At 59.7% G+C, this 26,373-nt stretch carries 24 protein-coding genes and 1 pseudogene; 20 read left to right on the plus strand and 5 right to left on the minus strand.

Features of this window, described 5'->3' with window-relative positions; translation table 11 throughout:
* Positions 1-9: 9 nt before the first annotated feature.
* Positions 10-1,176 (minus strand): PLP-dependent aminotransferase family protein, encoded by a 1,167-nt coding sequence (locus tag AB3G35_RS18070; RefSeq protein ID WP_369781896.1) that lies wholly within the window; start codon positions 1,174-1,176, stop codon positions 10-12.
* 82 nt (positions 1,177-1,258) lie between these two features.
* On the opposite strand from AB3G35_RS18070, the gene AB3G35_RS18075 reads away from it, so the two are divergent.
* From AB3G35_RS18075 to AB3G35_RS18085, 3 genes are all read left to right on the plus strand, one after another.
* Positions 1,259-1,699, plus strand: coding sequence for a MarR family winged helix-turn-helix transcriptional regulator (locus AB3G35_RS18075; protein WP_106116823.1), 441 nt, complete (start codon positions 1,259-1,261; stop codon positions 1,697-1,699).
* A gap of 228 nt (positions 1,700-1,927) precedes the next feature.
* Positions 1,928-3,277, plus strand: coding sequence for an NCS2 family permease (locus AB3G35_RS18080; protein ID WP_169906397.1), 1,350 nt, complete (start codon positions 1,928-1,930; stop codon positions 3,275-3,277).
* 60 nt (positions 3,278-3,337) lie between these two features.
* Positions 3,338-3,964: a LysE family translocator gene (locus AB3G35_RS18085; protein ID WP_016781496.1), complete on the plus strand. Its 627-nt coding sequence runs from the start codon at positions 3,338-3,340 to the stop codon at positions 3,962-3,964.
* A 237-nt stretch (positions 3,965-4,201) separates the two neighbouring features.
* On the opposite strand, the gene uraH is transcribed toward AB3G35_RS18085, so the two are convergent.
* Positions 4,202-4,555: a hydroxyisourate hydrolase gene (gene uraH / locus AB3G35_RS18090; protein WP_016781497.1), complete on the minus strand. Its 354-nt coding sequence runs from the start codon at positions 4,553-4,555 to the stop codon at positions 4,202-4,204.
* 374 nt (positions 4,556-4,929) lie between these two features.
* Here uraH and puuE point away from each other — a divergent pair, with 374 nt between their 5' ends.
* From puuE to AB3G35_RS18130, 8 genes are all read left to right on the plus strand, one after another.
* A complete protein-coding gene (gene puuE, locus AB3G35_RS18095) occupies positions 4,930-5,859 on the plus strand; it encodes an allantoinase PuuE (RefSeq protein ID WP_086797827.1) in 930 nt (309 codons plus the stop codon).
* Positions 5,856-6,371 carry a 2-oxo-4-hydroxy-4-carboxy-5-ureidoimidazoline decarboxylase gene (gene uraD / locus AB3G35_RS18100; protein ID WP_016781499.1) on the plus strand — a complete coding sequence of 172 codons (516 nt, stop codon included), beginning with the start codon at positions 5,856-5,858 and terminating at the stop codon, positions 6,369-6,371. The genes puuE and uraD overlap by 4 nt, the downstream gene beginning before the upstream one ends.
* Before the next feature lie 61 nt (positions 6,372-6,432).
* Complete coding sequence (gene alc, locus AB3G35_RS18105) at positions 6,433-7,428, plus strand: allantoicase (RefSeq protein ID WP_016781500.1); 996 nt, start codon at positions 6,433-6,435, stop codon at positions 7,426-7,428.
* 120 nt (positions 7,429-7,548) lie between these two features.
* Positions 7,549-8,052 carry an ureidoglycolate lyase gene (locus tag AB3G35_RS18110; protein ID WP_016781501.1) on the plus strand — a complete coding sequence of 168 codons (504 nt, stop codon included), beginning with the start codon at positions 7,549-7,551 and terminating at the stop codon, positions 8,050-8,052.
* A gap of 48 nt (positions 8,053-8,100) precedes the next feature.
* Entirely contained in the window at positions 8,101-9,384 is a 1,284-nt protein-coding gene (locus AB3G35_RS18115) for a urate hydroxylase PuuD (RefSeq protein ID WP_369781897.1), read from the plus strand.
* A gap of 84 nt (positions 9,385-9,468) precedes the next feature.
* A complete protein-coding gene (locus tag AB3G35_RS18120; RefSeq protein WP_029611490.1) occupies positions 9,469-10,833 on the plus strand; it encodes a nucleobase:cation symporter-2 family protein in 1,365 nt (454 codons plus the stop codon).
* A gap of 152 nt (positions 10,834-10,985) precedes the next feature.
* The gene (locus AB3G35_RS18125) at positions 10,986-11,771 is read left to right on the plus strand and encodes an outer membrane protein OmpK (protein WP_095028688.1); all 786 of its coding nucleotides are present in this window, start codon (positions 10,986-10,988) and stop codon (positions 11,769-11,771) included.
* 358 nt (positions 11,772-12,129) lie between these two features.
* Positions 12,130-12,915, plus strand: coding sequence for an outer membrane protein OmpK (locus tag AB3G35_RS18130; RefSeq protein WP_086797835.1), 786 nt, complete (start codon positions 12,130-12,132; stop codon positions 12,913-12,915).
* A 19-nt stretch (positions 12,916-12,934) separates the two neighbouring features.
* Here the strand turns inward: AB3G35_RS18130 and AB3G35_RS18135 are convergent, their stop codons facing one another.
* The gene (locus tag AB3G35_RS18135; protein ID WP_095041049.1) at positions 12,935-13,537 is read right to left on the minus strand and encodes a TetR/AcrR family transcriptional regulator; all 603 of its coding nucleotides are present in this window, start codon (positions 13,535-13,537) and stop codon (positions 12,935-12,937) included.
* A 274-nt stretch (positions 13,538-13,811) separates the two neighbouring features.
* Between AB3G35_RS18135 and AB3G35_RS18140 the strand changes: the two genes are divergently transcribed.
* On the plus strand, positions 13,812-15,014 hold the full coding sequence (locus tag AB3G35_RS18140; RefSeq protein ID WP_134048966.1) for an MFS transporter: 1,203 nt from the start codon (positions 13,812-13,814) through the stop codon (positions 15,012-15,014).
* Here the strand turns inward: AB3G35_RS18140 and AB3G35_RS18145 are convergent.
* Positions 15,011-15,952: a DUF808 domain-containing protein gene (locus tag AB3G35_RS18145; protein ID WP_086797841.1), complete on the minus strand. Its 942-nt coding sequence runs from the start codon at positions 15,950-15,952 to the stop codon at positions 15,011-15,013. The two genes, AB3G35_RS18140 and AB3G35_RS18145, sit on opposite strands and share 4 nt — an antisense overlap.
* A 132-nt stretch (positions 15,953-16,084) precedes the next feature.
* On the opposite strand from AB3G35_RS18145, the gene AB3G35_RS18150 reads away from it, so the two are divergent.
* Positions 16,085-16,690 (plus strand): TetR/AcrR family transcriptional regulator, encoded by a 606-nt coding sequence (locus AB3G35_RS18150; protein WP_016781509.1) that lies wholly within the window; start codon positions 16,085-16,087, stop codon positions 16,688-16,690.
* A gap of 121 nt (positions 16,691-16,811) precedes the next feature.
* On the opposite strand, the gene AB3G35_RS18155 is transcribed toward AB3G35_RS18150, so the two are convergent.
* A complete protein-coding gene (locus AB3G35_RS18155; RefSeq protein ID WP_169844146.1) occupies positions 16,812-17,252 on the minus strand; it encodes a heme-binding protein in 441 nt (146 codons plus the stop codon).
* Between the two features lie 266 nt (positions 17,253-17,518).
* Here AB3G35_RS18155 and gcl point away from each other — a divergent pair, with 266 nt between their 5' ends.
* The 7 genes and pseudogenes from gcl to AB3G35_RS18190 all read left to right on the plus strand — a co-directional run bounded on the left by gcl (position 17,519) and on the right by AB3G35_RS18190 (position 26,372).
* Positions 17,519-19,294, plus strand: a complete 1,776-nt coding sequence (gene gcl / locus AB3G35_RS18160; protein WP_086797843.1) for a glyoxylate carboligase — start codon at positions 17,519-17,521, stop codon at positions 19,292-19,294.
* A gap of 55 nt (positions 19,295-19,349) precedes the next feature.
* A complete protein-coding gene (gene hyi, locus AB3G35_RS18165; RefSeq protein ID WP_134048968.1) occupies positions 19,350-20,132 on the plus strand; it encodes a hydroxypyruvate isomerase in 783 nt (260 codons plus the stop codon).
* A 180-nt stretch (positions 20,133-20,312) separates the two neighbouring features.
* Positions 20,313-21,203: a 2-hydroxy-3-oxopropionate reductase gene (locus AB3G35_RS18170; protein ID WP_083369559.1), complete on the plus strand. Its 891-nt coding sequence runs from the start codon at positions 20,313-20,315 to the stop codon at positions 21,201-21,203.
* A gap of 152 nt (positions 21,204-21,355) precedes the next feature.
* Positions 21,356-22,171: pseudogene (locus tag AB3G35_RS18175) on the plus strand (urea transporter); the annotation flags it as partial.
* Between the two features lie 111 nt (positions 22,172-22,282).
* Positions 22,283-23,104, plus strand: a complete 822-nt coding sequence (locus AB3G35_RS18180; RefSeq protein ID WP_016781516.1) for an ion transporter — start codon at positions 22,283-22,285, stop codon at positions 23,102-23,104.
* A gap of 93 nt (positions 23,105-23,197) precedes the next feature.
* Positions 23,198-24,205 (plus strand): sulfate ABC transporter substrate-binding protein, encoded by a 1,008-nt coding sequence (locus AB3G35_RS18185; RefSeq protein ID WP_016781517.1) that lies wholly within the window; start codon positions 23,198-23,200, stop codon positions 24,203-24,205.
* 229 nt (positions 24,206-24,434) lie between these two features.
* Positions 24,435-26,372, plus strand: a complete 1,938-nt coding sequence (locus tag AB3G35_RS18190) for a DNA topoisomerase III (protein ID WP_340079529.1) — start codon at positions 24,435-24,437, stop codon at positions 26,370-26,372.
* Position 26,373 lies beyond the last annotated feature (1 nt).

The raw sequence follows: 26,373 nt of genomic DNA on the forward strand, positions 1-26,373 counted from the left end.
GCGCCTCCCTTAGGCCGCCTGGGCAGCCTGGGCCTGACGAATCACATGGGCCAGACGCTTGAGGCCTTCATGCAGGCGCGCCGGGTCGATGTGGCTGAAGTTCAGGCGCAGGCTGCCTACGTTCTGGTCCGGGTTGGCGAAGAACGGTTCGCCCGGCATAAAGGCCACGTTCTGTTCCAGCGCAGGCTTGAGCAGAGTACGGGTATCGAACGGTTGTTTGAGGGTCAGCCAGAAGAACAGCCCGCCCTGCGGCACATGCCAGTCAGCCAGATCCGAAAAGTGTTCTTCCAGCGCCAGCTGGAAACCATCGCGGCGCACGCGGTAGAAATCACGCAGCTCAGCCAGGTGATTGCTCATTTTTTCAGTGCCGATCCACTGCAAGGCTTGCCACTGGCCAACACGGTTGGTGTGCAGGTCGGCCGATTGCTTGAGGCGCAACAGGTGCGGGAACAGGTCGGGGCTGGCAATCAGGAAGCCAACGCGCAGGCCCGGCAACAGGGTTTTGGATACGGTGCCGGTGTAGATCCAGCTGGCTTTTTTCAGGCGGCTGACAATCGGCGTGGCGCTGCCACCGTCGAAGTTCAGCTCGCGGTACGGTTCGTCTTCGATCAGGGTCACGCCGAACTCGTCGAGCAGGGCCGCTACGGCGTCGCGCTTGGTTTCGCTGTAACGCACGGCAGACGGGTTCTGGAATGTCGGGATCAAGTAGATGAAGGCCGGGCTGTGTTTTTCCAGCTGTACACGCAACGCAGCCAGGTCCGGGCCATCGGCTTGCAGCGGGAACGACAGGCACTCAGCGCCGAACAATTGAAAGATTTGCAACGCCGCCAGGTAGGTCGGCGCTTCGAGCATGATTTCGGTGCCCTTGTCGATATACAGCTTGGCCGCCAGGTCCAGCGCCTGCTGCGAACCGCTGAGTACCATCACCTGGCTCGCATCGCAATCAACCCCCAGCGCACGGGCTTCTGCAGCCAGCACTTCACGCAGTGCCGGTTCGCCTTCGCTCATGCCGTACTGGCCCATCGAGGCAGGCATATCGGTCCAGTCGACCTTGGGCAACATGGCTTCGGCCGGTAGCCCGCCAGCGAAAGACATGACTTCCGGACGTTGGGCCGCAGCCAGAATTTCACGAATCAAAGAGCTTTTCAGGCGGGAAACACGTTCGGAGAAGGCCATACAGATCACCGGTAGCGGAAGTAATTGGAAATAAGTCAAACTGGTTGACCGAAACTACGCCGCGAACCCTAGATACGTCAATATGCTTGACCTTAAAAATCCGACCACTCAGCGCGCTGCCATGGAAGCCTTCTTCTTTGGCTATCAAGCATTTACCGCCAAGGCGGATGAAATGCTGGCACGTCGTGGGCTGAGTCGGGTGCATCAGCGTATTGTTTTTTTTATCGCTCACTACCCCGGTGTCAGCGTCAAGGAACTGCTGACCTTGCTCGGCGTGAGCAAGCAGGCCCTCAACACGCCCTTGCGCCAGTTGATTGAAATGGACCTGGTGCGCAGCGTTGCGCCCGAGACTGACAAGCGCAAACGCTTGCTGGAGCTGACCGCCGACGGCGTCACCTTCGAGAAAAACCTGCGCCGCGAGCAAGTCAAACTGCTGCAAAGGGTGTTCGCCCAGGCAGGTGAAGACGCGGTAAATGGCTGGCTGGCGATCAACCACGCCCTGGGCCAGAGCCGCCAGCTTTAGAGCAGGATTGCTAAGGCCGTTGGCTGGTTGTGGGAGCGCGCTTGCCCGCTCCCACAGAAAACTGACGCCCGCCCATCACTTCCCGAACACAATCTAAAAAACATTATTTGCTTTTTTTGTATACAAAAGCATAATTCACTTCACTTGCATTCCTGACCTAAAAGTCAGAAAAACCGTCTCTCGCCTCAACCAGTGCCCTTAAAAACAATAAAAGCCTGAGGAATTACCGTGGACAGCCAAAAGTCAGAAATACCCGTCGTTGAACTTGCACCGCCCTCCTCCCGTGGCTGGCTGGAGCGCCTGTTCAAACTGTCGCTGCATGGCACCACGGTGAAAACCGAACTGATCGCCGGGCTGACCACCTTTATCACCATGGCCTACATCATCTTCGTCAACCCCAACATCATGGCCGATGCCGGTATCGATCATGGTGCGGCCTTCGTCGCCACTTGCATCGCCGCCGCGCTGGGTAGCCTGCTGATGGGGCTTTATGCCAACTGGCCCGTAGGCCTGGCGCCGGGTATGGGACTGAATGCGTTTTTTACCTACACCGTTGTCGGAACCATGGGCTACAGCTGGGAAACGGCACTGGGTGCGGTATTTGTCTCCGGTGTGCTGTTTTTGATTCTGACCCTGTCGCGGGTGCGTGAATGGCTGCTCAACAGCATCCCCGTCAGCCTGCGTTATGCGATGGGCGCAGGGGTGGGGTTGTTTCTGGGGATCATCGGCCTGAAAACCTCGGGCATTATCGTCGACAGCCCGGCTACCCTGATCAAGCTCGGTTCGTTGCGCGACCCCGCGCCGCTGCTGGCAGCGGTGTGCTTTTTGATGATTGCGATACTGAGCTATCACCGCGTGTTCGGCGCCATCCTGATCAGCATTATCGCCGTCACCCTGGCCGGCTGGGGCCTGGACCTGGTGCACTACAACGGCATCCTGTCGGCACCGCCGAGCCTGGCACCGACATGGATGGCCATGGACCTCAAGGGTGTGTTCAATATCAGCATGATCAGCGTGGTGCTGGCCTTTTTGTTTGTCCATATGTTTGACACCGCCGGTACCCTGATGGGCGTGGCCCAGCGGGCCGGGCTGGTGAAAGCCGACGGCAAAATCGAAAACCTGTCCCGGGCACTCAAGGCCGACAGCGCCTCCAGCGTGTTCGGCGCCGTGGTCGGCGTACCGCCGGTGACCAGCTATGTTGAAAGCGCCGCCGGCGTTGCAGCAGGCGGGCGTACCGGGCTCACCGCCGTCACCGTGGGCGTGCTGTTTGTGGCCGCGATGTTCTTTGCCCCGCTGGCAGGCATGATCCCCGCTTACGCCACGGCAGGCGCGCTGATTTATGTGGCCATGCTGATGATGGGCGGTATGCAGCACATAAACTGGGAAGAGCCGACCGACTGCATCCCGGCCATTGTGACCGTGATCATGATGCCGCTGACCTTCTCGGTCGCCGACGGCATAGCCCTGGGCTTTATCAGTTATGTGGCACTCAAGGCAGGCACCGGCAAATACCGGGAAATTTCCGTCAGCCTGTGGGTGCTCTGCGCTATTTTCATCGCCAAGTTTATTTACCTGTAAACCGGGCGGTATCAATCGGCCCCGCAATGACGCGGGGCCTTTGTTGTTTGGGAGGAAGTGATGAGTCTGGAAACCTGGCTGCTGTTCAGCAGCGCGGCATTGGTGGTAATCCTGATTCCGGGGCCACTGTCGTTATTGATGATCAGCAACAGTCTGAACTACGGCTTGCGCCGCTCTTATCCGGCCTTTTTGGGCGGTGTATTTGCCTCGATCTGCCTGCTCAGCGCTTCGGCCCTGGGCCTGGGCGCCCTGCTGCTGGCTTCGGAAAAACTCTTCAGTGCGCTGAAGATCGTCGGGGCGCTCTATCTGTTTTACCTGGCATGGCAAAGCTGGAAACAATCGCGTCAGCCGGCCACCGTCACCAACGTGCCGGACGCTGCACCCATACCGCGCTTTGGTGCCCTGTTTGGGCGCGCGTTTGTGCTGGGGGCCAGCAACCCGAAGGACATTCTGTTCTTTGCTGCCTTTTTGCCGCAGTTTCTCAACCCCGACCTGCCGTTTCTCAACCAATTGCTGGTGATGATCGCCACCTGGACCGTGCTCGACCTGCTGTGCAAGCTGGCCTACGGCCTGGGGGCCCACGGTGCTGCGGGTTATCTGCGCAGCGGCAAGGGCCAGAGCTGGTTCAACCGCGTCAGCGCCGGCTTGTTCAGCGTGGCGGGCACGGCGTCGTTGCTTAGCCGCTAGTTGCATCCAACCCCGTAGCAGCTGCCGAAGGAACGAGGCTGCGTCCGGCGGCGTAGCCGTCGTAGAATCTGAATCCGCGTTCTATCAGTTAAATCGCGGCCTCAGGTTTACGATCGCTTCGCAATCGAACGCAGCCTCGTTCCTTCGGCAGCTGCTACAGTTTTACGACAATTCGGCAGGCAAAAAAAAGCCCGCAGTGTGAGCGGGCAAATAACCACATGCGCAGATCGAAAACAGTTAGCTACCGCGATAGGTCGAGTAGCTGTACGGCGAAATCAGTAGCGGTACATGGTAGTGATCCTGCTCGGCACTGATCCCGAAACGCAGTACCACCACGTCCAGAAACGCCGGCTCCGGCAATTTCACACCGCGTGCACGGTAGTAATCACCGGCACTGAACTGCACCTGGTAAACCCCGCTACGGTAGGCATCCCCCTCCAGCAACGGCGCGTCACAACGGCCATCGCTATTGGTCAGCGCTGTAGCGACCAACTCCAGCCCCGAACCTTCAACCCGATACAGCTCGACCTTGATCGAGCTGCCCGGGCAGCCGTGTGCGGCATCCAAAACGTGCGTAGTCAAACGTCCCATTGATTCTGCGACCTCCCGAGTCGGTGAATAAAACCGCTGCCGCACCCTTTTGGAGCACCAAAAGGCTTGGCGAAGACACGATTAAGACATTTATCAAAAAAATTGTACACAATTAAAAATGACAATCTGCGCATCCCCGGAAACGACGGGGCCTGCACGGCATTAGTCGTCAAAGCCGCAGCCCTTAGAGACCTTTCGCCCATAAACTGACCAATCAGGCAGGTTTCTTGCAAGTACTCTTTCAGGACAAATCGTGGTAGAAATAGGAAAAATCAGGGTTACAAATAAAATGTAAAGTTGTATACAATCAGCTCATCGCAGTGACGCCAGGTCTGGCCAATCGACTGTTACCACGAACAATAAGGAAGACTGTAGTGAGCGCTGACTACCCACGCGACCTGATTGGTTACGGTCCAAACCCTCCACATCCGCATTGGCCGGGCAACGCCCGTATCGCCCTGTCTTTTGTACTCAACTACGAAGAAGGCGGCGAACGCAACATCCTGCACGGCGACAAGGAGTCGGAAGCTTTCCTGTCGGAGATGGTGTCGGCCCAACCGCTGCAGGGCGAGCGCAACATGAGCATGGAGTCGCTGTACGAGTACGGCAGCCGTGCCGGCGTGTGGCGCATCCTCAAGCTGTTTCGCGAGTTCGATATTCCACTTACGGTGTTTGCCGTGGCAATGGCCGCCCAGCGCCACCCGGATGTGATCCGCGCCATGGTCGAGGCCGGGCATGAGATCTGCAGCCACGGCTATCGCTGGATCGACTACCAGTACATGGACGAAGCGCAAGAGCGTGAACACATGCTCGAAGCCATCCGCATCCTCACCGAAATCAGCGGCGAACGCCCGCTGGGCTGGTACACCGGCCGCACCGGCCCCAATACCCGGCGCCTGGTGATGGAAGAAGGCGGCTTTTTGTACGACTGCGATACCTACGACGACGACCTACCCTACTGGGAACCCAACAACCCCACCGGCAAACCGCATCTGGTGATCCCCTACACCCTGGACACCAATGACATGCGCTTTACCCAGGTGCAGGGCTTCAACACCGGCGAGCAATTCTTCCAGTACCTCAAGGATGCTTTCGATGTGCTGTACGCCGAAGGCGCAGAGTCGCCGAAAATGCTTTCCATCGGCCTGCATTGCCGCCTCATTGGCCGCCCTGCGCGTCTCGCCGCCCTCAAGCGTTTTATCGAGTACGCCAAGAGTCACGAGCAGGTCTGGTTCACCCGCCGTGTGGACATCGCCCGCCACTGGCACGCCACCCACCCTTTTGTTGCAGAGACCGCCAAATGAGCGCCTTCAAGACCCTCAAGCCTTCACAACTGAGCCGTGAAGCCTTCGTGGCGGCTTTTGCCGATATCTATGAACACTCGCCCTGGGTTGCCGAAAAGGCCTACGACCTGGGCCTGGACAGCAGCGTCGATCAGATCGAAACCCTGCACCAGCGCATGAGTGACATTTTGTTGAGCGCCGATCACGCCAGCCAGCTGGCACTGATCAACGCTCACCCGGACCTGGCCGGCAAAGCAGCCGTCCAGGGCCAACTGACCGAAGCCAGCACCAACGAACAAGCTGGCGCCGGTATTCACCAATGCACGGCCGAAGAGTTTCAACGCTTCACCGAGCTGAACGAGGCCTACAAAGCCAAGTTCAAGTTTCCCTTCATCATGGCGGTAAAAGGCAGCGACCGGCACCAGATCCTCGCCGCGTTCGAAACCCGCATCCATAACCCGGCAGACGTCGAGTTCAAATGCGCGTTGGCAGAAATCAACAAAATCGCCCTGTTCCGATTACTCCAGCTCTAAGCCGAACCGGCATGTGCCGATGACGCATCTCCAGCCACTCATTTAAAGGCAGACAAGAAGAATGAAAGCTTACGCCGTACCTTTCGAGAAGTTCGTCAACCTGGCCGATGCCCGCCTGGGCACCAAAATCGTTTCGGTAACCGATGACTGGTTTGCCGACGCCAACCGCATGTTCCAGCCGACTCCGGCCGTATGGAAGGAGGGCGTTTTCGATGACAACGGCAAGTGGATGGACGGCTGGGAGTCCCGCCGCAAGCGCTTCGAAGGCTATGACAGTGCTGTCATCCGCCTCGGCGTGCCCGGCTCGATCAAGGGTGTGGACATCGACACTTCATTCTTCACCGGCAACTTCCCGCCGTCTGCCTCGCTGGAAGCCTGCTTCCTGGCCTCGGGCGAACCCAATGAAAACACCCAGTGGGTAGAAGTGCTGTCGGCCGTCGAGCTGCAGGGCAACAGCCATCACTACCACGAAATCAGCAACGACCAGGCCTTCAGCCACCTGCGCTTCAACATCTACCCCGATGGTGGCGTAGCACGTCTGCGTGTGTACGGCGTGCCGTTCCGTGACTGGTCGGCCGTGGGCGACAACGAACAGGTCGACCTGGCCGCAGCCCTCAATGGTGGCCGCGCCCTCGCCTGCTCCGACGAACACTTCGGGCGCATGAGCAACATCCTCAACCCGGGCCGTGGCATCAACATGGGTGACGGCTGGGAAACCGCACGCCGTCGTACCCCGGGCAATGACTGGGTCATCGTCGCGCTGGGCCACCCGGGCGAGATCGAAAAAATCATCGTCGACACCCTGCACTTCAAGGGCAACTACCCGGACAGCTGCTCGATCCAGGGCGCGTACGTCAAGGGCGGTACCGACAGCCAGATCGAAACCCAGTCGCTGTTCTGGCGCGAACTGCTGCCGAGCCAAAAAATGGAAATGCACGCTGAGCACACCTACAGCGAGCAACTGAAAAACCTCGGCCCGATCACCCACATTCGCCTCAACCTGTTCCCGGACGGTGGTGTAAGCCGCATCCGCGTATTGGGCAAAGTCGCCAAATAAGCGCTGAACCCATCGCGGGCAAGCCCGCTCCCACATTTGAAGTGCATCACCCTGTGGGAGCGGGCTTGCCCGCGATAGCGACAAAACTGACACCACAGAAACCCGAATAAGAAGACCACCATGCGCACATTGATGATTGAACCGCTGACCAAAGAAGCCTTCGCCCCGTTCGGTGACGTGATCGAAACCGATGGCAGCGACCACTTCATGATCAACAACGGTTCGACCATGCGCTTTCACCGTCTGGCCGAGGTCGAAACGGCTACGCCAGAGGACAAGGCGATCATCAGCATTTTCCGCGCAGAAGCGCAGGACATGCCCTTTACCGTACGCATGCTGGAGCGCCATCCGCTGGGCAGCCAGGCTTTTATACCGCTGCTCGGCAACCCCTTTCTGATCGTGGTCGCGCCCGTTGGCGATGAACCTGTATCGGACCTGGTCCGCGCCTTTGTCAGTAATGGCAGGCAGGGCATCAATTACCATCGCGGCGTCTGGCACCACCCGGTGCTGACGATCGAAAAGCGGGATGACTTCCTGGTGGTTGATCGCAGTGGCAGCGGCAATAACTGCGATGAGCATTTCTTTAAAGAGGATCAGTTGTTGTTCCTCGCCCCCCACCAATAAGAGAAGGTCCAACACTCACAAAAGAGTGACGGGCAAGAGGTAAAGACTGTGGAAGCACATCTAATGGAATGGCTGAATCTGAGCGTGCGCTGGATTCATATGATCACCGGTGTGGCCTGGATTGGCGCGTCGTTTTATTTCGTCTGGCTGGAAAACAACCTCAACCGGGCCAACCCCAAAGATGGCCTGGCGGGCGAACTGTGGGCGATTCACGGCGGCGGTATCTACCACCTCGAAAAGTACAAGCTGGCCCCCCCGACCATGCCGGAAAACCTGCACTGGTTTAAATGGGAAGCCTATTTCACCTGGATGTCAGGCATCGCCCTGCTCTGCCTGGTGTTCTACTTCAACCCCGCGCTGTACCTGATTGCTCCGGGCAGTACCATGAGCGGCCCCGAAGCGGTGGCCATCGGTATCGGTTCGCTGATTGCCGGCTGGTTCATTTACGACTTTCTGTGCGACTCCGCCCTGGGCAAACGCCCGGCGTTGCTCGGTTTTGTCCTGTTTGTGCTGCTGGTTGCAGCGGCGTTCGGCCTGAGCAAAGTGTTCAGCGGGCGCGGTGCCTACCTGCATGTGGGCGCCATCATCGGCACCATCATGGTCGGTAACGTATTCCGCACCATCATGCCGGCACAACGTGCTCTGGTAGCAGCGATCAAGGAAGGCCGCAGCCCTGACCCGGCACTGCCGGCCAAAGGCCTGCTGCGTTCGCGCCACAACAACTACTTCACCTTGCCGGTGCTGTTCATCATGATCAGCAACCACTTCCCGAGCACCTACGGCAGCCAGTACAACTGGTTGATCCTGGCCGGGATTGCGGTGCTGGCCGTGTTGGTACGTCACTACTTCAACACCCGCCACGACAGCCACAAATATGCCTGGACCTTGCCGGTCGCGGCACTGGGCATGATTTGCCTGGCCTACGTTACCGGTCCTAAGCCTGTGTCGACAGCGCCTGAAACCGCCAAGGTGATCAAGTACCAACCGCTGCCGGAAACCGCCCTGGGCGGGGTCAAGGCTGCAGATGCTCCGCCAGTTGCACCGGCACCTGCTGCAGCGCCAGTGGCCACGGTCGATTTCGAGCAGGTCCACAAGGTGATCCAGGAGCGCTGCACGGTCTGCCATTCCGCCACCCCAAGCAGCCCGTTGTTCAGTGCGGCTCCGGCAGGCGTGATGTTCGACACCGCGCAACAGATCCAGCTGATGGCCCCGCGCATTCAGGCCCAGGCCGTTGTCACGCCGATCATGCCGCTGGGCAACATCACCCAGATGACCCAGCAGGAACGTGACCTGGTCGGTGCCTGGATCAATGCAGGAGCCCGGACCAACTGACGCAAAGACGTTGCGGGCGCAGCCGTGTTGCGCCCGCAAGTACACACCACCAGCTCACAACAATAAGAATGACCGAGGTGTTGCATGTCCGATTTAACCGAACCGCGCATACCCGCCGTGACCGCCCCGCCGCCGCTGGCGCGGCTACCCATGCTGCAACTGATCCTGGTCGGTTTGCAGCATGTGCTGCTTATGTATGGCGGCGCCGTGGCCGTGCCGCTGATCATCGGACAGGCCGCCGGCCTGAGTCGTGAAGAAATCGCCTTCTTGATCAACGCCGACCTGCTGGTCGCAGGTGTGGCTACCATCGTGCAATCGCTGGGCATCGGCCCCATGGGCATCCGCATGCCGGTCATGATGGGCGCCAGCTTTGCCGCCGTTGGCAGCATGGTGGCAATGGCCGGGATGCCGGGCATCGGCCTGACCGGGATCTTCGGCGCGACCATCGCCGCGGGCTTTTTCGGAATGATCATTGCGCCATTTATGTCCAAGGTGGTGCGCTTCTTCCCGCCTCTGGTCACCGGCACGGTCATCACGTCGATCGGCCTGTCGCTGTTCCCCGTTGCGGTCAACTGGGCCGGTGGCGGCAGTGCGGCTGCGCAATTCGGCTCGCCGGTGTACCTGGCCATCGCGGCTTTGGTGCTGGGCACCATCCTGTTGATCAACCGTTTTATGCGCGGCTTCTGGGTCAATGTGTCGGTGTTGATCGGCATGGCCCTGGGCTATGTGCTTTCCGGCGCCATTGGCATGGTCGACCTTTCCGGCCTGGACAATACGCCGTGGTTCCAGGTTGTCACCCCGTTGCACTTCGGCATGCCAGAGTTTCATTTGGCACCGATCCTTTCGATGTGCCTGGTGGTGGTGATCATTTTTGTCGAGTCCACCGGGATGTTCCTGGCGCTGGGCAAGATCACAGATCAAGAAGTCACCCCACGCATGCTGCGTCGCGGCTTGTTGTGTGACGCGGGCGCTTCGTTTATCGCCGGTTTTTTCAACACTTTCACCCACTCCTCCTTCGCCCAGAACATTGGCCTGGTACAGATGACCGGCGTGCGTTGCCGCTCAGTGACGATCATGGCCGGGATCTTCCTGATCACCCTCAGCCTGCTGCCGAAAGCGGCGTACCTGGTGGCCTCGATTCCGCCTGCGGTATTGGGTGGCGCCGCCATTGCCATGTTCGGCATGGTGGCGGCCACCGGGATCAAGATCCTCCAGGAAGCCGACATCGCCGACCGCCGCAATCAGTTGCTGGTGGCCGTGAGCATCGGCATGGGCCTGATCCCGGTGGTGCGCCCCGAGTTCTTCGCCCACCTGCCCCTGTGGATGGACCCCATCACCCACAGCGGTATCGCCATGGCCGCCGTCAGCGCGGTGTGCCTGAACCTGATGTTCAATGTGCTGGGCGGCTCCGAACGCGCAGCCATGAGCGGGCATGTGCATCAGCACTGACCCCTGACCCTCACCCCAACCCTCTCCCAAAGGGAGAGGGGGCTGATCGGTGGTGTTCCTGAGCGCTCGCACGACCAATCCCCTCTCCCTCCGGGAGAGGGCTAGGGAGAGGGGCTCTCGCTTTACAAAAACAATAAAAAAGGGAGTTACCCATGAACTGCAAACACTGGGGCGTCACGCTCGCAGGTGGACTTTTGGCTGCCAGCCAGACAATGGCCGGGGACCTGTTTTTATGGCAAACCAACAGCCTGACCTACCTGTACGGCAAGAACTTCGCGATCAACCCTTCGATCCAGCAAACCGTCACGTTCGAACATGCCGACAAATGGAAGTACGGTGACAACTTCCTGTTTGTCGACCGCATCTTCTACAACGGCAAGGATGACCCCAACAAAGGCCCGCACACCTATTACGGCGAGTTCAGCCCGCGCCTGTCGTTCGGCAAGATCTTCGACCGCAAATTCGAATACGGCCCGATCAAGGACGTGCTGCTGGCCATGACCTACGAGTACGGCGAAGGTGACAGCGAGGCCTACCTGATCGGCCCGGGTTTCGACCTGGCGGTGCCGGGCTTCAACTATTTCACCCTGAATTTCTATCGCCGCCATACCGAGGGGCCACGCCCTGGCACCGGGGTCTGGCAGATCACCCCATCGTTTTCCTACACCATCCCCGTGGGCCGCTCCAATGTGCTGATCGACGGCTATATGGACTGGGTAGTCGACAACGATCAGAACTCACGCGGCACCTACCATTCCAACCTGCACTTCAACCCGCAGATCAAATATGACCTGGGCAAGGCCCTGAATCTGGGTGAAAAACAGCTGTATGTCGGGATTGAATACAGCTACTGGAAGGACAAGTACGGCATCGAAAGCAGCAGCCGCCTGGACACCAACCAGAACACCGCCAGCGCCCTGATCAAAGTCCACTTCTAAGCTCGTTACTGTGCATGCTCTGTTATTGCTCGCCCTGGGCTTTAACAGAGCACTTGAGTGCAAACGCCAGAGCCCGTATCCTGCGCGCCCGCTTAAACGCGACGTTTTTCAAAGCTGACTTTAAAGCCAACTTTTACCTTTATATCAAAGGTTTACGACCTGCCTGTCGCCATCTGCACTCAACTGCCAACGCGCAGTCGAGGGTTTATTAATGGCTATAAAACAGGTATGGCCCCGAACTTGCAAAAGCACTAAAGCTGACCATAAAGGCAACTTTTTAAAACCATGAACCAAGGCGCCACAACAGAGCGCCACGTTCGCACTACTGCACAATTTTTATTTTTTTGGAGCTAACCGAATGAAGCGCACACTGACCAGCCTGATGCTTGCGGGGAGCATGCTGGGCGGGGCTCCGGCAGTTGCCGGCGACCTGCTGCAATGGCAAACCAACAGCCTGACTTACTTGTACGGCAAGGACTTCCAGGTCAATCCGAAAATTCAGCAAACCATGACCTTCGAGCATGCTGACAGCTGGAAGTACGGTGACAACTTCTTCTTCCTTGACCGTATCTTTTACAACGGCAAGAAAGACGGCAACGTCGGCCCGAACACCTATTACGGTGAATTCACCCCGCGTTTGTCGTTCGGCAAGATCTTCGACCAGAAGTTTGAATTCGGCCCGATCAAGGACGTACTGCTGGCCATGACTTACGAGTTTGGCGAAGGCGATACCGATGCCTACCTGATCGGCCCGGGTTTCGACCTGAACGTGCCGGGCTTTGACTACTTCCAGTTGAACTTCTACCAGCGCTTCCCGGAAGGCAGCCGTGCCGGCCGAGGCGTGTGGCAGATCACCCCGGTGTGGTCCTACACCCTGCCCCTGGGCAACTCCGATGTGCTGATCGACGGCTACATGGACTGGGTGGTCGACAACGACGAGAACTCCCGTGGCACCTACCATGCCAACCTGCACTTCAATCCGCAGGTCAAATACGACCTGGGCAAGGCCCTGAGCTGGAGTGCCAAGCAACTGTACGTCGGTGTGGAATACGACTACTGGAAAAACAAGTACGGCATCGAAGACAGCGGCGCATTCAAAACCAATCAGAACACCACCAGCCTGCTGATCAAGTACCACTTCTGATCCGCCGCTCCCAGGCGCGTCAACGCGCCTGGGGCACCTGCAGCAACCCCCGCAGCATCAGGTCCAGGCTGTCCAGCGCAGCGGCCAGACGTTGCGGCGGGTTGTCCGCTTCGGCAATCCAGAACGACGCATCCATCAACCCGCCCTGAATCAGCCGCGCCAGCGCCTCGGGATCGGTGCGTTGAATCACCTTGGTGTCCATCAGGCTTTGCAGCATCGATGCCATCGACAGGCAGCACACCGACTGGGTGTTCTGCACATATTGCGAACCCAGCACCGAAGGCGCATCACGCAACAGAATGCGCTGCACCTCGACTTGCAGGGCCATTTCCAGATACAGCCGGCACTGATCCTGAAAGCCTTGCCACAGGCTCTCTGCCTGCTCAAGCACCTGCGCCAGCTGCGCATCCAGCTCGGCATCGATCTGTTGGGCCACGGCCTTGAACAGGCCTTTCTTGTCACCAAAATGGTGATACAGCGCGCCACGGGTCAGCCCCACCGAGGCGGTCAATTCGTCCATCGACGTCTGCGCATAACCCACTGAACTGAAAGCCAGACGGGCCGCTTCAAGCAGCTTGCCACGGGTTTCTTCGATCATTTGCGACCGCGCTTTGGGCGCCATGCCTGTCACCTTTATTTTTGGATACGCGACGTATGTTAATTGACATACGCCGTGTATGCGTATATTTCTACATACGCCGCGTATGTGATTGCCGGCACTCACACATTCCCGTAGCAGCTGCCGAAGGCTGCGTCCGGTTGCGAAGCAACCGTAAAGCCAGTGGATGCGGTTTTCCTGAAAACCCGCATTCATTGGTTTTACGACGACTGCGTCGCCGAACGCAGCCTGCGGCAGCTGCTACAAGAGCAACCCCCAACACTGTTCCGGAGCTTGTATGGCCAACCCCTATCGCGAGATTTTCAGCGCCCCCGGCACCAAGGCTTTCAGCGGTGCGGGCCTGATCGCACGGATGCCGATCTCAATGGTCGGCATCGGTATCATCACCATGCTGGCACAACTGCAAGGCTCCTATTGGCTCGCCGGCGGCGTGGCAGCCACCTTCGCCCTGGCCACTGCCCTGCTGGCTCCGCAGATTTCACGCTGGGTCGACCGCTACGGCCAGCGCCGCATCCTGCCCGGCGTCACCGCCATTGGCGTCAGCGGTTTGCTGGCCCTGCTGCTGTGCAGCCATTTTGGCGCGCCGGACTGGACCCTGTTTGTGTTTGCCGCATTGTCAGGCTGCATGCCCAGCATGTCGGCGATGGTGCGGGCACGCTGGACCGAGCTGTACCGCGGCTCGCCCAAGCTGCATACGGCGTTTTCGTTCGAGTCGGTACTCGATGAGGTGAGCTTTATTATCGGCCCGCCGATTTCCGTGGGCCTCAGTGTCGCGCTGTTCCCCCAGGCCGGACCACTGGCGGCAGCCATCTTGCTGGCCATTGGCGTCAGCGCCTTTGTGCTGCAACGCAACACCGAACCACCGGTACACCCACGCAGCAGCGAGCACCAGGGCACGGTTTTGCGCCAGGGCGCGGTGGTGGTCTTGCTGTTGGCCCTGCTGGGGTTGGGCACGATTGTCGGTACGGTGGATGTGGTCAGCGTGGCCTTTGCCCAGCATCAAGGCCAACCGGCTGCGGCCAGCATCGTACTGTCGATGTACGCCCTGGGGTCGTGCGCTGCCGGGCTGGTGTTCGGCATGCTCAAGTTGAACATGCCACTGCCCAGGCTGTTTGTGCTCGGCGCACTGGCCACGTCAATCACCATGGTGCCGCTACTGTGGGCCGACAGCATCGCCACCCTGGCGGTGGGCATGCTGGTTGCCGGGCTGTTTTTCGCGCCGACCCTGATTACCGCCATGGGCCTGGTGGAAAACATCGTCCCGCCGGCCAAACTGACCGAGGGCCTGACCTGGATGATCACCGGCCTGGGCATGGGTGTCGCCCTGGGCGCAGTGCTCGGCGGCTGGGTGGTCGACGCGTACGGCGCCCAAACCGGCTTTACCGTGTCTTTGGCAGCTGGCGGCATCATGTTGCTGTTCGCCGTGCTCGGTTACCGCCTGCTGCAAGACAGCACCCTGCCCCGCGCCGCCTGCGCCTAAGCCTTGATGGCGTGCCAGACCTTGCTTGCAACGGACACCACTGCCAACACCACCGCGCCGGCAATGATGCCGGCGACGGCGTTGAGCAGGGTCGGCACGATGGCCGAGACCACGCCCAGCCATTGCGCGCTACCTTGTGCCACGCCTTCAACCCAGTGATGCAACGGCGGCACACCGTGGGTGAGGATGCCGCCGCCGACCATAAACATGGCCGCTGTACCGATCACGGTCAGGCTTTTCATCATGTACGGGGCGGCATTCAACACGCCACGGCCAAAACTGCGCTGGAACCGTGGCCAGGTCCCGTCGCCGGTTTTTTTGCTCAGGTACAGGCCGCCATCGTCGAGTTTGACGATGCCCCCCACCACGCCATACACCCCGACCGTCATCACGATGGCAATACCCGACAACACCACCACCTGCTGCATCAGCGGTGAGTCAGAAACGATCCCCAGGGTAATGGCAATAATTTCGGCGGACAGAATAAAGTCCGTACGAATGGCGCCCTTGACCTTGTCCTTTTCATACGCCGCCACATCCACGTCCGCACCGGCCAACGACTCCTGCAAGGCCTGGCGCTGGCTTTGGGCGTCGGCCTTGTTGTGGGTCAGGCTGTGGGCGACCTTCTCGAACCCCTCGAAACACAGATAAGCGCCGCCCACCATCAGCAGCGGCGTGACCGCCCACGGTGCAAAGGCACTGATGGCCAGCGCCGCAGGGACCAAAATCGCCTTGTTGCGAAACGACCCCTTGGCCACGGCCCACACCACCGGCAACTCCCGATCGGCGCGCACGCCAGAGACCTGCTGGGCGTTGAGTGCGAGGTCGTCACCCAGCACACCGGCGGTTTTTTTGGCGGCCACTTTGGTCATCAGTGCGACGTCATCGAGCACAGCGGCGATATCGTCAAGCAACATCAGCAGGCTACTGCCAGCCATAAGAAAACGTCCTTTAAGATTGAATGGCCACAAGCATAGCGCGTGCCGGCCGCAAAGCTGCAATCTTGAGCCGCTTGCAAGCCCGGTGCTACCATGCCCGACCGCCCCAGCCGGCAAGGACATATCGGGTTTATGAGCAGTATCCGCGAGCGTAACAAAGAACTGATTTTGCGTGCCGCCAGTGAGGAATTCGCTGACAAGGGTTTCGCCGCCAGCAAAACCAGCGACATCGCGGCCAAGGCCGGCGTGCCCAAGCCCAACGTCTACTACTACTTCAAATCCAAGGAAAACCTCTATCGCGAGGTGCTTGAGAGCATTATCGAGCCGATTCTGCGGGCATCGACGCCGTTCAATGCCGATGGCGAACCCAACGAAGTGCTGAGCAACTACATCCGCTCAAAAATCCTGATTTCCCGCGACCTGCCGTTTGCCTCCAAGGTGTTCGCCAGTGAAATCATGCACGGCGCCCCGCACCTGAGCGAAAAACAGGTTGAGCAGCTCAACGGCCAGGCCCAGCACAATATCGCCTGCATCCAGACCTGGATCGACCGTGGCCAGATCGCCGCCATTGACCCCCATCACCTGATGTTCAGCATCTGGGCCGCGACCCAGACCTACGCCGACTTTGACTGGCAGATCTCGGCCATTACCGGCAAGGCCAAACTGGACGACAGCGACTACGAAGCGGCTACGCAGACCATTATCCGGTTGGTGCTCAAGGGTTGTACGCCTGACTGAAGGCTTGCACAAAATCTGTGGGAGCGGGCTTGCTCGCGATGGTATCGACGCGGCTCAACAGGCACACCGTAGCGCCTGAATCGCAGGCAAGCCAGCTCCCACAGACAGCAAAGGTCTGTGGTCAGACCACCACCCCCGCATCCGCCCGCAAGCCCAGCACCTCGATCGCGCTGATCGCACATTGTTCGTCGATATCCGAGGTATCACCGCTGATACCCACTGCGCCAATCACCTGCCCCGCCTCATTACGGATCAACACCCCGCCCGGCGCCGGTACCACGTCGCTCTGGCCCATGCCGTTAAGTGCCGCAAAAAATGCCGGACGCTGTTGCGCGTCCAGCGCCAGCAAACGCGAGCCCTTGCCCAGCGCAATCGCGCCCCAGGCCTTGCCTATCGCGATGCTGGGACGCAGCAGGCTGGCCCCGTCTTCGCGCTGCAACGCCAGCAAATGCCCGCCACTGTCGAGTACCGCCACCGTCAACGGCGCGGCATTGATCTGACGCCCGACGCTCAAGGCCCGGGCCGTCAGTTCTAAAGCGACTTTCAAGGTTAAAGCACTCATGGTTGCCATCCTTATCTTGTTATGGAAAGCCTTCTGCACACCTCTCAAGGCATACTGGATAACAATAATAGAACACAATACAAATGCACTTTGTATACAATTTTTAGGCGGCCAAAAATTAAATATCGACGCGACCGCCTAAATACAAGGCTCGCGACTCGGCAGTCACTGATTCGATAAAAGCCATTGACCTGCATGGTGGAGGATGAATACACTCGCTCAACAGCCACTTGTATACAATTACAAAACGTAAGAGGCACAAAACAATGAGCAAAATGAGAGCAATCGAAGCCGCCGTTCTGGTGATGCGTCGCGAAGGTGTCGATACCGCGTTCGGTATCCCGGGTGCCGCCATCAACCCGCTGTACTCGGCCCTGCAAAAGGTCGGTGGCATCGATCACGTCCTTGCTCGCCACGTCGAAGGCGCCTCGCACATGGCCGAGGGCTACACCCGCACCAAGGCCGGCAATATCGGCGTGTGCATCGGCACTTCGGGCCCGGCAGGCACCGATATGGTGACGGGCCTGTACAGCGCTTCGGCCGACTCGATCCCGATTCTGTGCATCACAGGCCAGGCTCCACGGGCACGCATGCATAAAGAAGACTTCCAGGCCGTCGATATCACCACCATCGTCAAGCCCGTCACCAAGTGGTCAACCACGGTGATGGAGCCGGGGCAAGTGCCTTACGCCTTCCAGAAAGCCTTTTACGAAATGCGTTCCGGACGTCCTGGCCCGGTGCTGATCGATTTGCCGTTCGACGTGCAGATGGCTGAAATCGAATTCGATATCGAAGCCTACGAACCGCTGCCACTGGCCAAACCCACGGCCAACCGGCTGCAGGCCGAAAAAGCCCTGGCCATGCTCGATCAGGCCGAGCGCCCGCTGCTGGTCAGCGGTGGCGGCGTGATCAATGCCGACGCCAGCGACCTGCTGGTGGAATTCGCCGAACTGACCGGCATTCCGGTGATCCCGACCCTGATGGGCTGGGGCACCATCGCCGATGACCACCCGCTGATGGTGGGCATGGTCGGCCTGCAAACCTCGCACCGTTATGGCAACGCCACCCTGCTCAAATCCGATGTGGTCCTGGGCATCGGCAACCGTTGGGCCAACCGCCATACCGGCTCGGTAGATGTCTACACCGAAGGCCGCAAATTCATTCATGTGGATATCGAGCCGACCCAGATCGGCCGGGTGTTCAACCCGGATCTGGGCATCGTTTCCGACGCCGGTGCCGCGCTCAAGGTGTTCCTTGAAGTGGCCCGCGAATGGAAAGCCGCCGGCAAGCTGAAAAACCGCAGCGCCTGGCTGCAGGACTGCCAGCAGCGCAAGGCCACGATGCAGCGCAAGACCCACTTCGACAACGTGCCGGTCAAGCCGCAACGCGTGTACGAAGAGATGAACCAAGTATTCGGCAAGGACACCTGCTACGTCAGCACCATCGGTTTGTCGCAGATTGCCGGTGCGCAATTCCTGCACGTTTACAAGCCGCGTCACTGGATCAACTGCGGCCAGGCCGGCCCGTTGGGCTGGACCATTCCGGCGGCACTTGGGGTGGTCAAGGCCGACCCGAGCCGCAATGTGGTGGCGCTGTCCGGCGACTATGACTTCCAGTTCATGATTGAAGAACTGGCGGTGGGCGCACAGTTCAACCTGCCGTATATCCATGTCGTGGTGAACAACTCCTACCTGGGACTTATCCGTCAGGCGCAGCGCGGGTTTGAAATGGACTACTGCGTGCAGCTGTCTTTCGACAACCTCAATGCACCTGAACTCAATGGCTACGGCGTCGACCATGTTGCGGTCGCCGAAGGCCTGGGTTGCAAGGCATTGCGTGTGTTCGAGCCGGGTGATATCCAGCCTGCCCTGCGCAAGGCCCAGGAGCTGATCAAGGAATTCCGCGTACCGGTAATCGTGGAGATTATTCTGGAACGCGTGACCAATATCTCGATGGGCACCGAAATCAACGCCGTAAATGAATTTGAAGACCTGGCGCTGGTGGGTAACGATGCACCGACCGCCATTTCGATGCTGGATTAATCAATAGCCCTTACTTCGCCCTCTCCCACGGGAGAGGGAACCACAGGAGTCCACCATGCCGCGTTTTGCCGCCAACCTGTCCATGCTGTTCACCGAACAGGATTTCCTTGTCCGTTTTCAAGCGGCTGCCAACGCTGGTTTTCATGGCGTTGAATACCTGTTCCCCTACGACTACAACTCGGCCGACATCAAGGCCCAGCTGGAAGCCAACAAGCTGACCCAGGTGCTGTTCAACCTGCCGGCCGGTGACTGGGCCAAGGGTGAGCGCGGGATCGCCTGCCTGCCGGACCGGGTTGAAGAGTTCCGTGCCGGGGTCGACCTGGCCATTGCCTACGCGCAAGTGCTGGGCAACGATCAGATCAACTGCCTGGCCGGCATCCGCCCCCAGGGCGTGGACGACGCCACGGTCGAAAACACCTTCGTCGCCAACCTCAAATACGCCGCCGACAAGCTGCAGGCGGTGGGCATCAAGCTGGTGATGGAATCGATCAATACCCTCGACATTCCAGGCTTCTATCTCAATAACACGAAGCAGGCCCTGGCGATCCAGGACAAGGTCGGCAGCCCCAACCTGTTCCTGCAATACGACATTTACCATATGCAAATCATGGAGGGCGACCTGGCCCGCACCATGCAAACCCATCTGCCGCAGATCAACCATATCCAGCTGGCCGACAACCCGGGCCGCCATGAGCCGGGCACGGGCGAAATCAACTACCGCTTCCTGTTCGACCACCTCGACCGCATCGGCTATCAGGGCTGGGTGGGCTGTGAGTACAAGCCGCTGACCAGCACCGAAGCCGGTCTTGTATGGCTCAAGACCCATAACGCGGTGTAACAGCCACCGTAGCAGCTGCCGCAGGCTGCGTTCGGCGGCGGAGCCGTCGCAAACCCGGTGTTCGCGCTTCTACTGATACACCGTGCCAGTTGATTTCACGACGGCTTCGCCGCCGAACGCAGCCTGCGGCAGCTGCTACAGGTAAACAAAACAGCACTAATAAAAACAAGAGGATTTGTCATGGCTAAAATCGGATTTATCGGCACCGGCATCATGGGTTCTCCTATGGCCAGCAACCTGCAGAAAGCCGGGCACAGCCTGTTTCTGTCGACCCACCACGGCGCCGCCCCGGCCGACCTGGTGGCTGCCGGCGCCATCGCCCTGGCCAGCCCGCGAGAAGTGGCCCAGGAAGCCGAATTCATCATCGTCATGGTGCCGGACACCCCGCAGGTCGAGGACGTGCTGTTCCGTGAAGACGGCATCGCCGCGGGCCTGAGCCCGAACAAGGTGGTGATCGACATGAGCTCGATCTCCCCTACCGCGACCAAGGCTTTCGCTGAAAAAATCAACGCCAAGGGTGCGCAGTACCTCGACGCGCCGGTATCCGGCGGTGAAGTCGGCGCCAAGGCCGGCACCCTGAGCATCATGGTCGGCGGTGACGAAAAAACTTTCGCCCGCGCCCTGCCCCTGCTGCAAAGCATGGGCAAGAACATCACTCTGGTAGGCGGCAATGGCGACGGCCAAACCGCCAAGGTGGCCAACCAGATCATCGTCGCGCTGAATATTCAGGCCGTGGCTGAAGCCCTGGTGTTTGCTGCGAAAAACGGCGCTGACCCGGCCAAGGTTCGCGAAGCGCTGATGGGTGGCTTTGCCTCCTCGAAAATCCTCGAAGTACACGGCGAGCGCATGATCAAGGGCACTTTCGACCCGGGCTTCCGTATCAGCCTGCACCAGAAAGACCTCAACCTGGCCCTGGCCGGTGCCCGCGAACTGGGGATCAACCTGCCTAACACCGCCAATGCCCAGCAAGTGTTCAGCACCTGTGCGGCCATCGGTGGCAGCAACTGGGATCACTCGGCGCTGATCAAGGGCCTGGAGCACATGGCCAACTTCTCGATTCGCGACAAGTAAGCCCACCGAGAGACCTGTAGCCGCTGCCGAGGCACGAAGGCTGCGATGGGCTGCGAAGCGGCCCCTGATGGCAGTCCTGCGGCCTGCTTCGCAGCCTTCGTACCTCGGCAGCGGCTACAAGGTTCAAGTCTTCACACTGCGTAGCCATCACCATGAATTCACCTGCCTGCCCCGACTGGGCGACGGCCCTGTGCGCCGGGTTCAGCCAGATCTTCCTTCAGCGTCATCCCCTGTGCGGCGTGCTGTGCCTGCTGGCCATCCTGATCTGTGCCCCCACCCTGCTCGGTGGCGCCTTGCTTGGCGGTATTGCCGGGCTCCTCACCGCGCAACGGCGCGACTACCCCAAGGCCGAGCGCCAGGCGGGCCTCTACAGCTACAACGGCATCCTGCTCGGCTTGCTGCTCAGCCACCAGCTTGAATGGTCGGCCCTGCTGCCCTTGCTGATCATTGCCAGTGCCGGGCTGAGTACGATGCTCGTACACCAGTGGCTCAAGCGCGCCAGCCACGGGCAAAGTCTGCTGGCCTATACCGCGCCGTTTGTGGGCATTGGCTGGATCCTGCTGCACCTGACCAACCCGCCGGCCCAAGCCGTGGACCACACCCAGGCAGTCAATAGCCTCACACTGGCACAGGGGCTGTTAAGGGGCGTTGCCCAGGTCATGCTGCTGCCCCACCCGCTGGCCGGGCTGTTGATCGTTATCGGCCTGTGGCTCAGCAGTTGGCGGGCGGCGCTTTGGGCCATCACGGGGGCATTGGCCGGCATGCTGTTTAGCCTGTATCAACAGGACACTGCCGCCGCCCTCAGCGGCCTGGCTGGCTATAACCCGGCGCTCGCCGCTCTGGCCCTGAGCCAGCAACCACGCCGGCCCTGGCTGCCCGTGGCGGGCATCATCGTCACCTTGCTGATCACGCCGGGCTTTATTGCCCTGGGCCTGGCGCCCCTGACCGCCCCGTTTATCCTCGGTTGCTGACTGGTGCACGCCAGTGTGCGCATCCTGCGCCCCGCACAAGAACAATGCAGGTTGCGCATTGAGCGTTAATACTCGAATCTTCTGACATTTGGGCATCGAGCAACCTGCATGAATAACAATGACTGGCGCCAACGCCTGTATGTGATGGTCTTTCAGGCCGACACAGCTGCGGGGCGGCGCTTCGACACGGCTTTGCTGCTGATCATCCTGTGCAGCCTGGTGGTCGTGGTGCTCGACAGCATCAACAGCATCCACCGCGACTACGCCAAGCTGCTGGCCTATATCGAGTGGGGCTTCACCTTTGTATTCGCCGTGGAATACGGCCTGCGCCTGTATTGTTCACCCAAGCCGCTGCGTTATGCCTTCAGCTTCTACGGCCTGGTGGATTTGCTGGCCATTGTGCCGGGGATTCTGGCGATCTATTACAGCGACGCGCAGTACCTGCTGATCATCCGCATCATTCGAATGTTGCGGATTTTTCGTATCCTCAAACTGCGCCCCTACCTGAGCCAGGCCAATTACCTGCTCTCGGCCCTGCGCGGCAGCAAGCAGAAAATCATCGTGTTCCTGGTCAGTGTCTCGACCCTGGTCACGGTGTTCGGCAGCCTGATGTATGTGGTCGAAGGGCCGGAAAACGGTTTTACCAGCATCCCGGTGAGTATCTACTGGGCCATTGTCACCCTGACCACGGTAGGCTTTGGTGACATAGTGCCCAAAACCGTAATGGGGCAAGTGATCTCGGCCATGGTGATGATCACCGGTTACTCGATCATTGCCGTGCCCACCGGCATCTTCACTGCCGAACTGGCCAACGCCATGCGCGGCGAACAGCTCAAACATGACTGCCCCACGTGCAAGAAGAGCAACCATGAACAATCAGCGTCTTTTTGTTCGCGATGCGGCAATGCGCTATTTGCAAAAAAAGCATAACCACAGCACTTTTTAATCTTTTAAGGACTATGCGACAGTCGCTATAGTTACTGGCAATTTGCCCTTATTGCTCCCTATAACAAGGAACGCGCAGTGAAAAAACTCTTTAGTGCCTCAATTCTGGCCGCTGGCCTGGCCCTTGGCAGCGTCGCGAGTGCAGCGACCCCACCGCCGCTGCTGAACGTGTCCTACGACGTGATGCGTGACTTCTACAAAGACTACAACGCAGCCTTCCAGAAGCACTGGGCACAAGAGCACAACGGCGAAAAACTCAACGTACAAATGTCCTTCGGCGGTTCCAGCAAACAGGCCCGCTCGGTGATTGACGGCCTGCCGGCTGACGTCATTACCATGAACATGGCCACCGATATCAACGCCCTGGCCGACAATGGCAAGCTGGTCCCGGAAAACTGGGTAACCCGCCTGCCGGACAACAGCGCGCCGTTTACCTCGGCCACAGTATTTATCGTGCGCAAGGGCAACCCCAAGGCTCTTAAAGACTGGCCCGACCTGCTCAAGGACGGCGTACAGGTGATCGTGCCGAACCCGAAAACCTCGGGCAACGGCCGCTACACCTTCCTTTCGGCCTGGGGCTATGTGCTGAAAAACGGCGGTGACGAAACCAAGGCCAAAGACTTTGTGGCCAAGTTGTTCAAACAGGCCCCGGTTCTCGACACTGGCGGTCGTGCAGCCACCACCACCTTTATGACCAACCAGATCGGCGACGTACTGGTGACCTTCGAAAACGAAGCGGAAATGATCGCCCGCGAATTTGGCCGCGACCAGTTCGAAGTGATCTACCCGAGTGTATCGGCAGAAGCCGAGCCGCCGGTGAGTGTGGTTGACAAAGTGGTCGACAAAAAAGGCACCCGTGCCACGGCCGAAGCCTACCTCAAGTACCTGTGGTCGCCTGAAGGCCAGGAAATCGCCGCGAAAAACTACCTGCGCCCGCGTGACCAGGCCATATTGGCCAAGTACAACGACCGCTTTCCGAAAGTCGATTTCCTGTCGGTTGAGAAAACCTTCGGCGACTGGCGCGACGTGCAGAAAAAGTACTTCAACGACGGCGGCGTGTTCGACCAGATCTATAACGCGCAATAATTCCCTGTCCTGTTGCAAGCCCGCCTCCCATTGTGGGAGCGGGCTTGCTCGCGAAGGGATGCCCACGGTACGCCTGACAGCCCCCGTCGCCTGCATCGCAGGCAAGCCAGCTCCCACAGCTTTTGCAGCACCTGCAAAAGCCTGTACATATCAACAGTAAAAAAACTTGCCCTCGCGCCCGACTCTGCCCATGCTGTGCATCTTCTGCGATGCGTGAATGAGTTGAGCGATGCGGCTGTTTCTGTGTGAAAAACCCTCCCAGGCCAAAGATATTGCCGCCGTGCTCGGTGCCAGCCGCCGTGGTGATGGCTGCTGGGTGGGCGCCAATGCCACCGTCACCTGGTGCATCGGCCACCTGCTCGAAACCGCCCCGCCCGACGCCTACGACGAACGCTACAAGCGTTGGGTCCTGGCTGACCTGCCGATCATTCCGGAAAAATGGAAGATGCGCGTCAAGCCCAAGACCGCCAGCCAGTTCAAGGCCGTCAAGCGCCTGCTCGGCGAAGCCAGCGAACTGGTGATCGCCACCGACGCCGACCGCGAAGGCGAGATGATTGCCCGCGAACTGGTCGAACACTGCCGCTACCGCGGGCCCATCCAGCGTCTGTGGCTGTCGGCCCTGGACGACGCGTCGATCCGCAAAGCCCTGGCCGCGCTCAAGCCGGGCAGCGAGACCTTCAACCTCTACCACTCGGCCCTGGGCCGCTCGCGGGCCGACTGGCTGATCGGCATGAACATGAGCCGGCTGTTTACCCTGCTCGGCCGTCAGTCGGGTTACCAGGGCGTTTTACCGGTAGGCCGGGTGCAAACCCCGACCCTGCGCCTGGTGGTGGACCGTGATCGCAGCATCAGCGACTTTGTGCCGGTGGCCTACTGGGCCATTGATGTGCAGCTCAAGCACGACGGGCAGTTGTTCACCGCGCAATGGCGAGCCGCCCCCGACACTTGCGACGACCAGGACCGCTGCCTCAACCAGGCCCACGCCCAACAGGCCGCAAGGGCAATGCAAAACGCCAGCAGCGCGCGGGTGATCAAGCTGCGCACCGAGCGCATGCGTGAAGTCGCGCCATTGCCATTCGATCTGGGCACGCTGCAGGAGGTGTGTTCAAAAAAACTCGGTCTCGGTGCCCAGGAAACCCTCGACGTCGCCCAGGCCTTGTACGAAACCTACAAGGTCGTCACCTACCCGCGCAGTGATTGCGGCTACCTGCCCCAGAGCCAGCACAGTGAAGCACCGGCGATTCTGGCAGCCTTGCAGCAGGCGGACCCGTCACTGGCGCCATTGGCCAGCCATCTGGACCCGCAACGCCGTTCACGGGCCTGGAACGACGCTAAAGTCAGCGCCCACCACGGCATCATTCCTACAGCTGCGGCTAAGAATATTGAACGCCTGAGCGGTAAGCATCGCGCGGTATATACCCTGATTCGCGCACGTTACCTGGCGCAGTTTCTGCCCAACCACGAATACGACCGTACCCAGGCCGATTTTGATTGTGCAGGGCAAAACCTGCGGGCGGTCGGCAAGCAGATCGTCGAACCCGGCTGGAAGCGCGCCCTGCCAGAGGCCCTGGCGCCAGCCAAAGGCCGCGAAACCCCGGCACCGCAACCCCTGCCGTTATTGCACGAAGGTCTGGACTGCGCGATTGCTGCAGTCCACCTCAAGGACCTGTGGACCCAGCCACCCAAGCCCTTCACCGAAGGCGACCTGATCAAGGCAATGAAAAACGTTGCCAAACTGGTGCAGGATCCGCTGCTCAAGCAAAAGCTCAAGGACACCACCGGCATCGGTACCGAAGCCACCCGCGCCGGAATCATCCAGGGCTTGCTTGACCGTGGCTACCTGAGCAAAAACGGCAAGGCCCTGGCCGCCACCGCGCCGGCCTTCAGCCTGATCGACGCGGTACCGCGCGCCATCGCCGACCCCGGCACCACCGCCATCTGGGAACAGGCCCTGGACATGGTGCAAAGTGGCGAAATGACCCTCGACATATTCGTCGCCAAACAGGCGGCCTGGATGAGCAAACATATCGAACGTTGCAGCGCCATGACCATGACCATCAGCGGCCCGGCCAGCCCGGCGGGTGTTGCGCCTGCCTGGAAAAAGAAACGCAAAGCTACACCGGGCAAGGCCAGGCCCAAGCGCGCCGTCAAGGCCAAAGGCGCTTGAG

It is taken from the genome of Pseudomonas sp. WC2401 (genome assembly GCF_041200115.1).
Taxonomy (GTDB): domain Bacteria; phylum Pseudomonadota; class Gammaproteobacteria; order Pseudomonadales; family Pseudomonadaceae; genus Aquipseudomonas; species Aquipseudomonas fragi.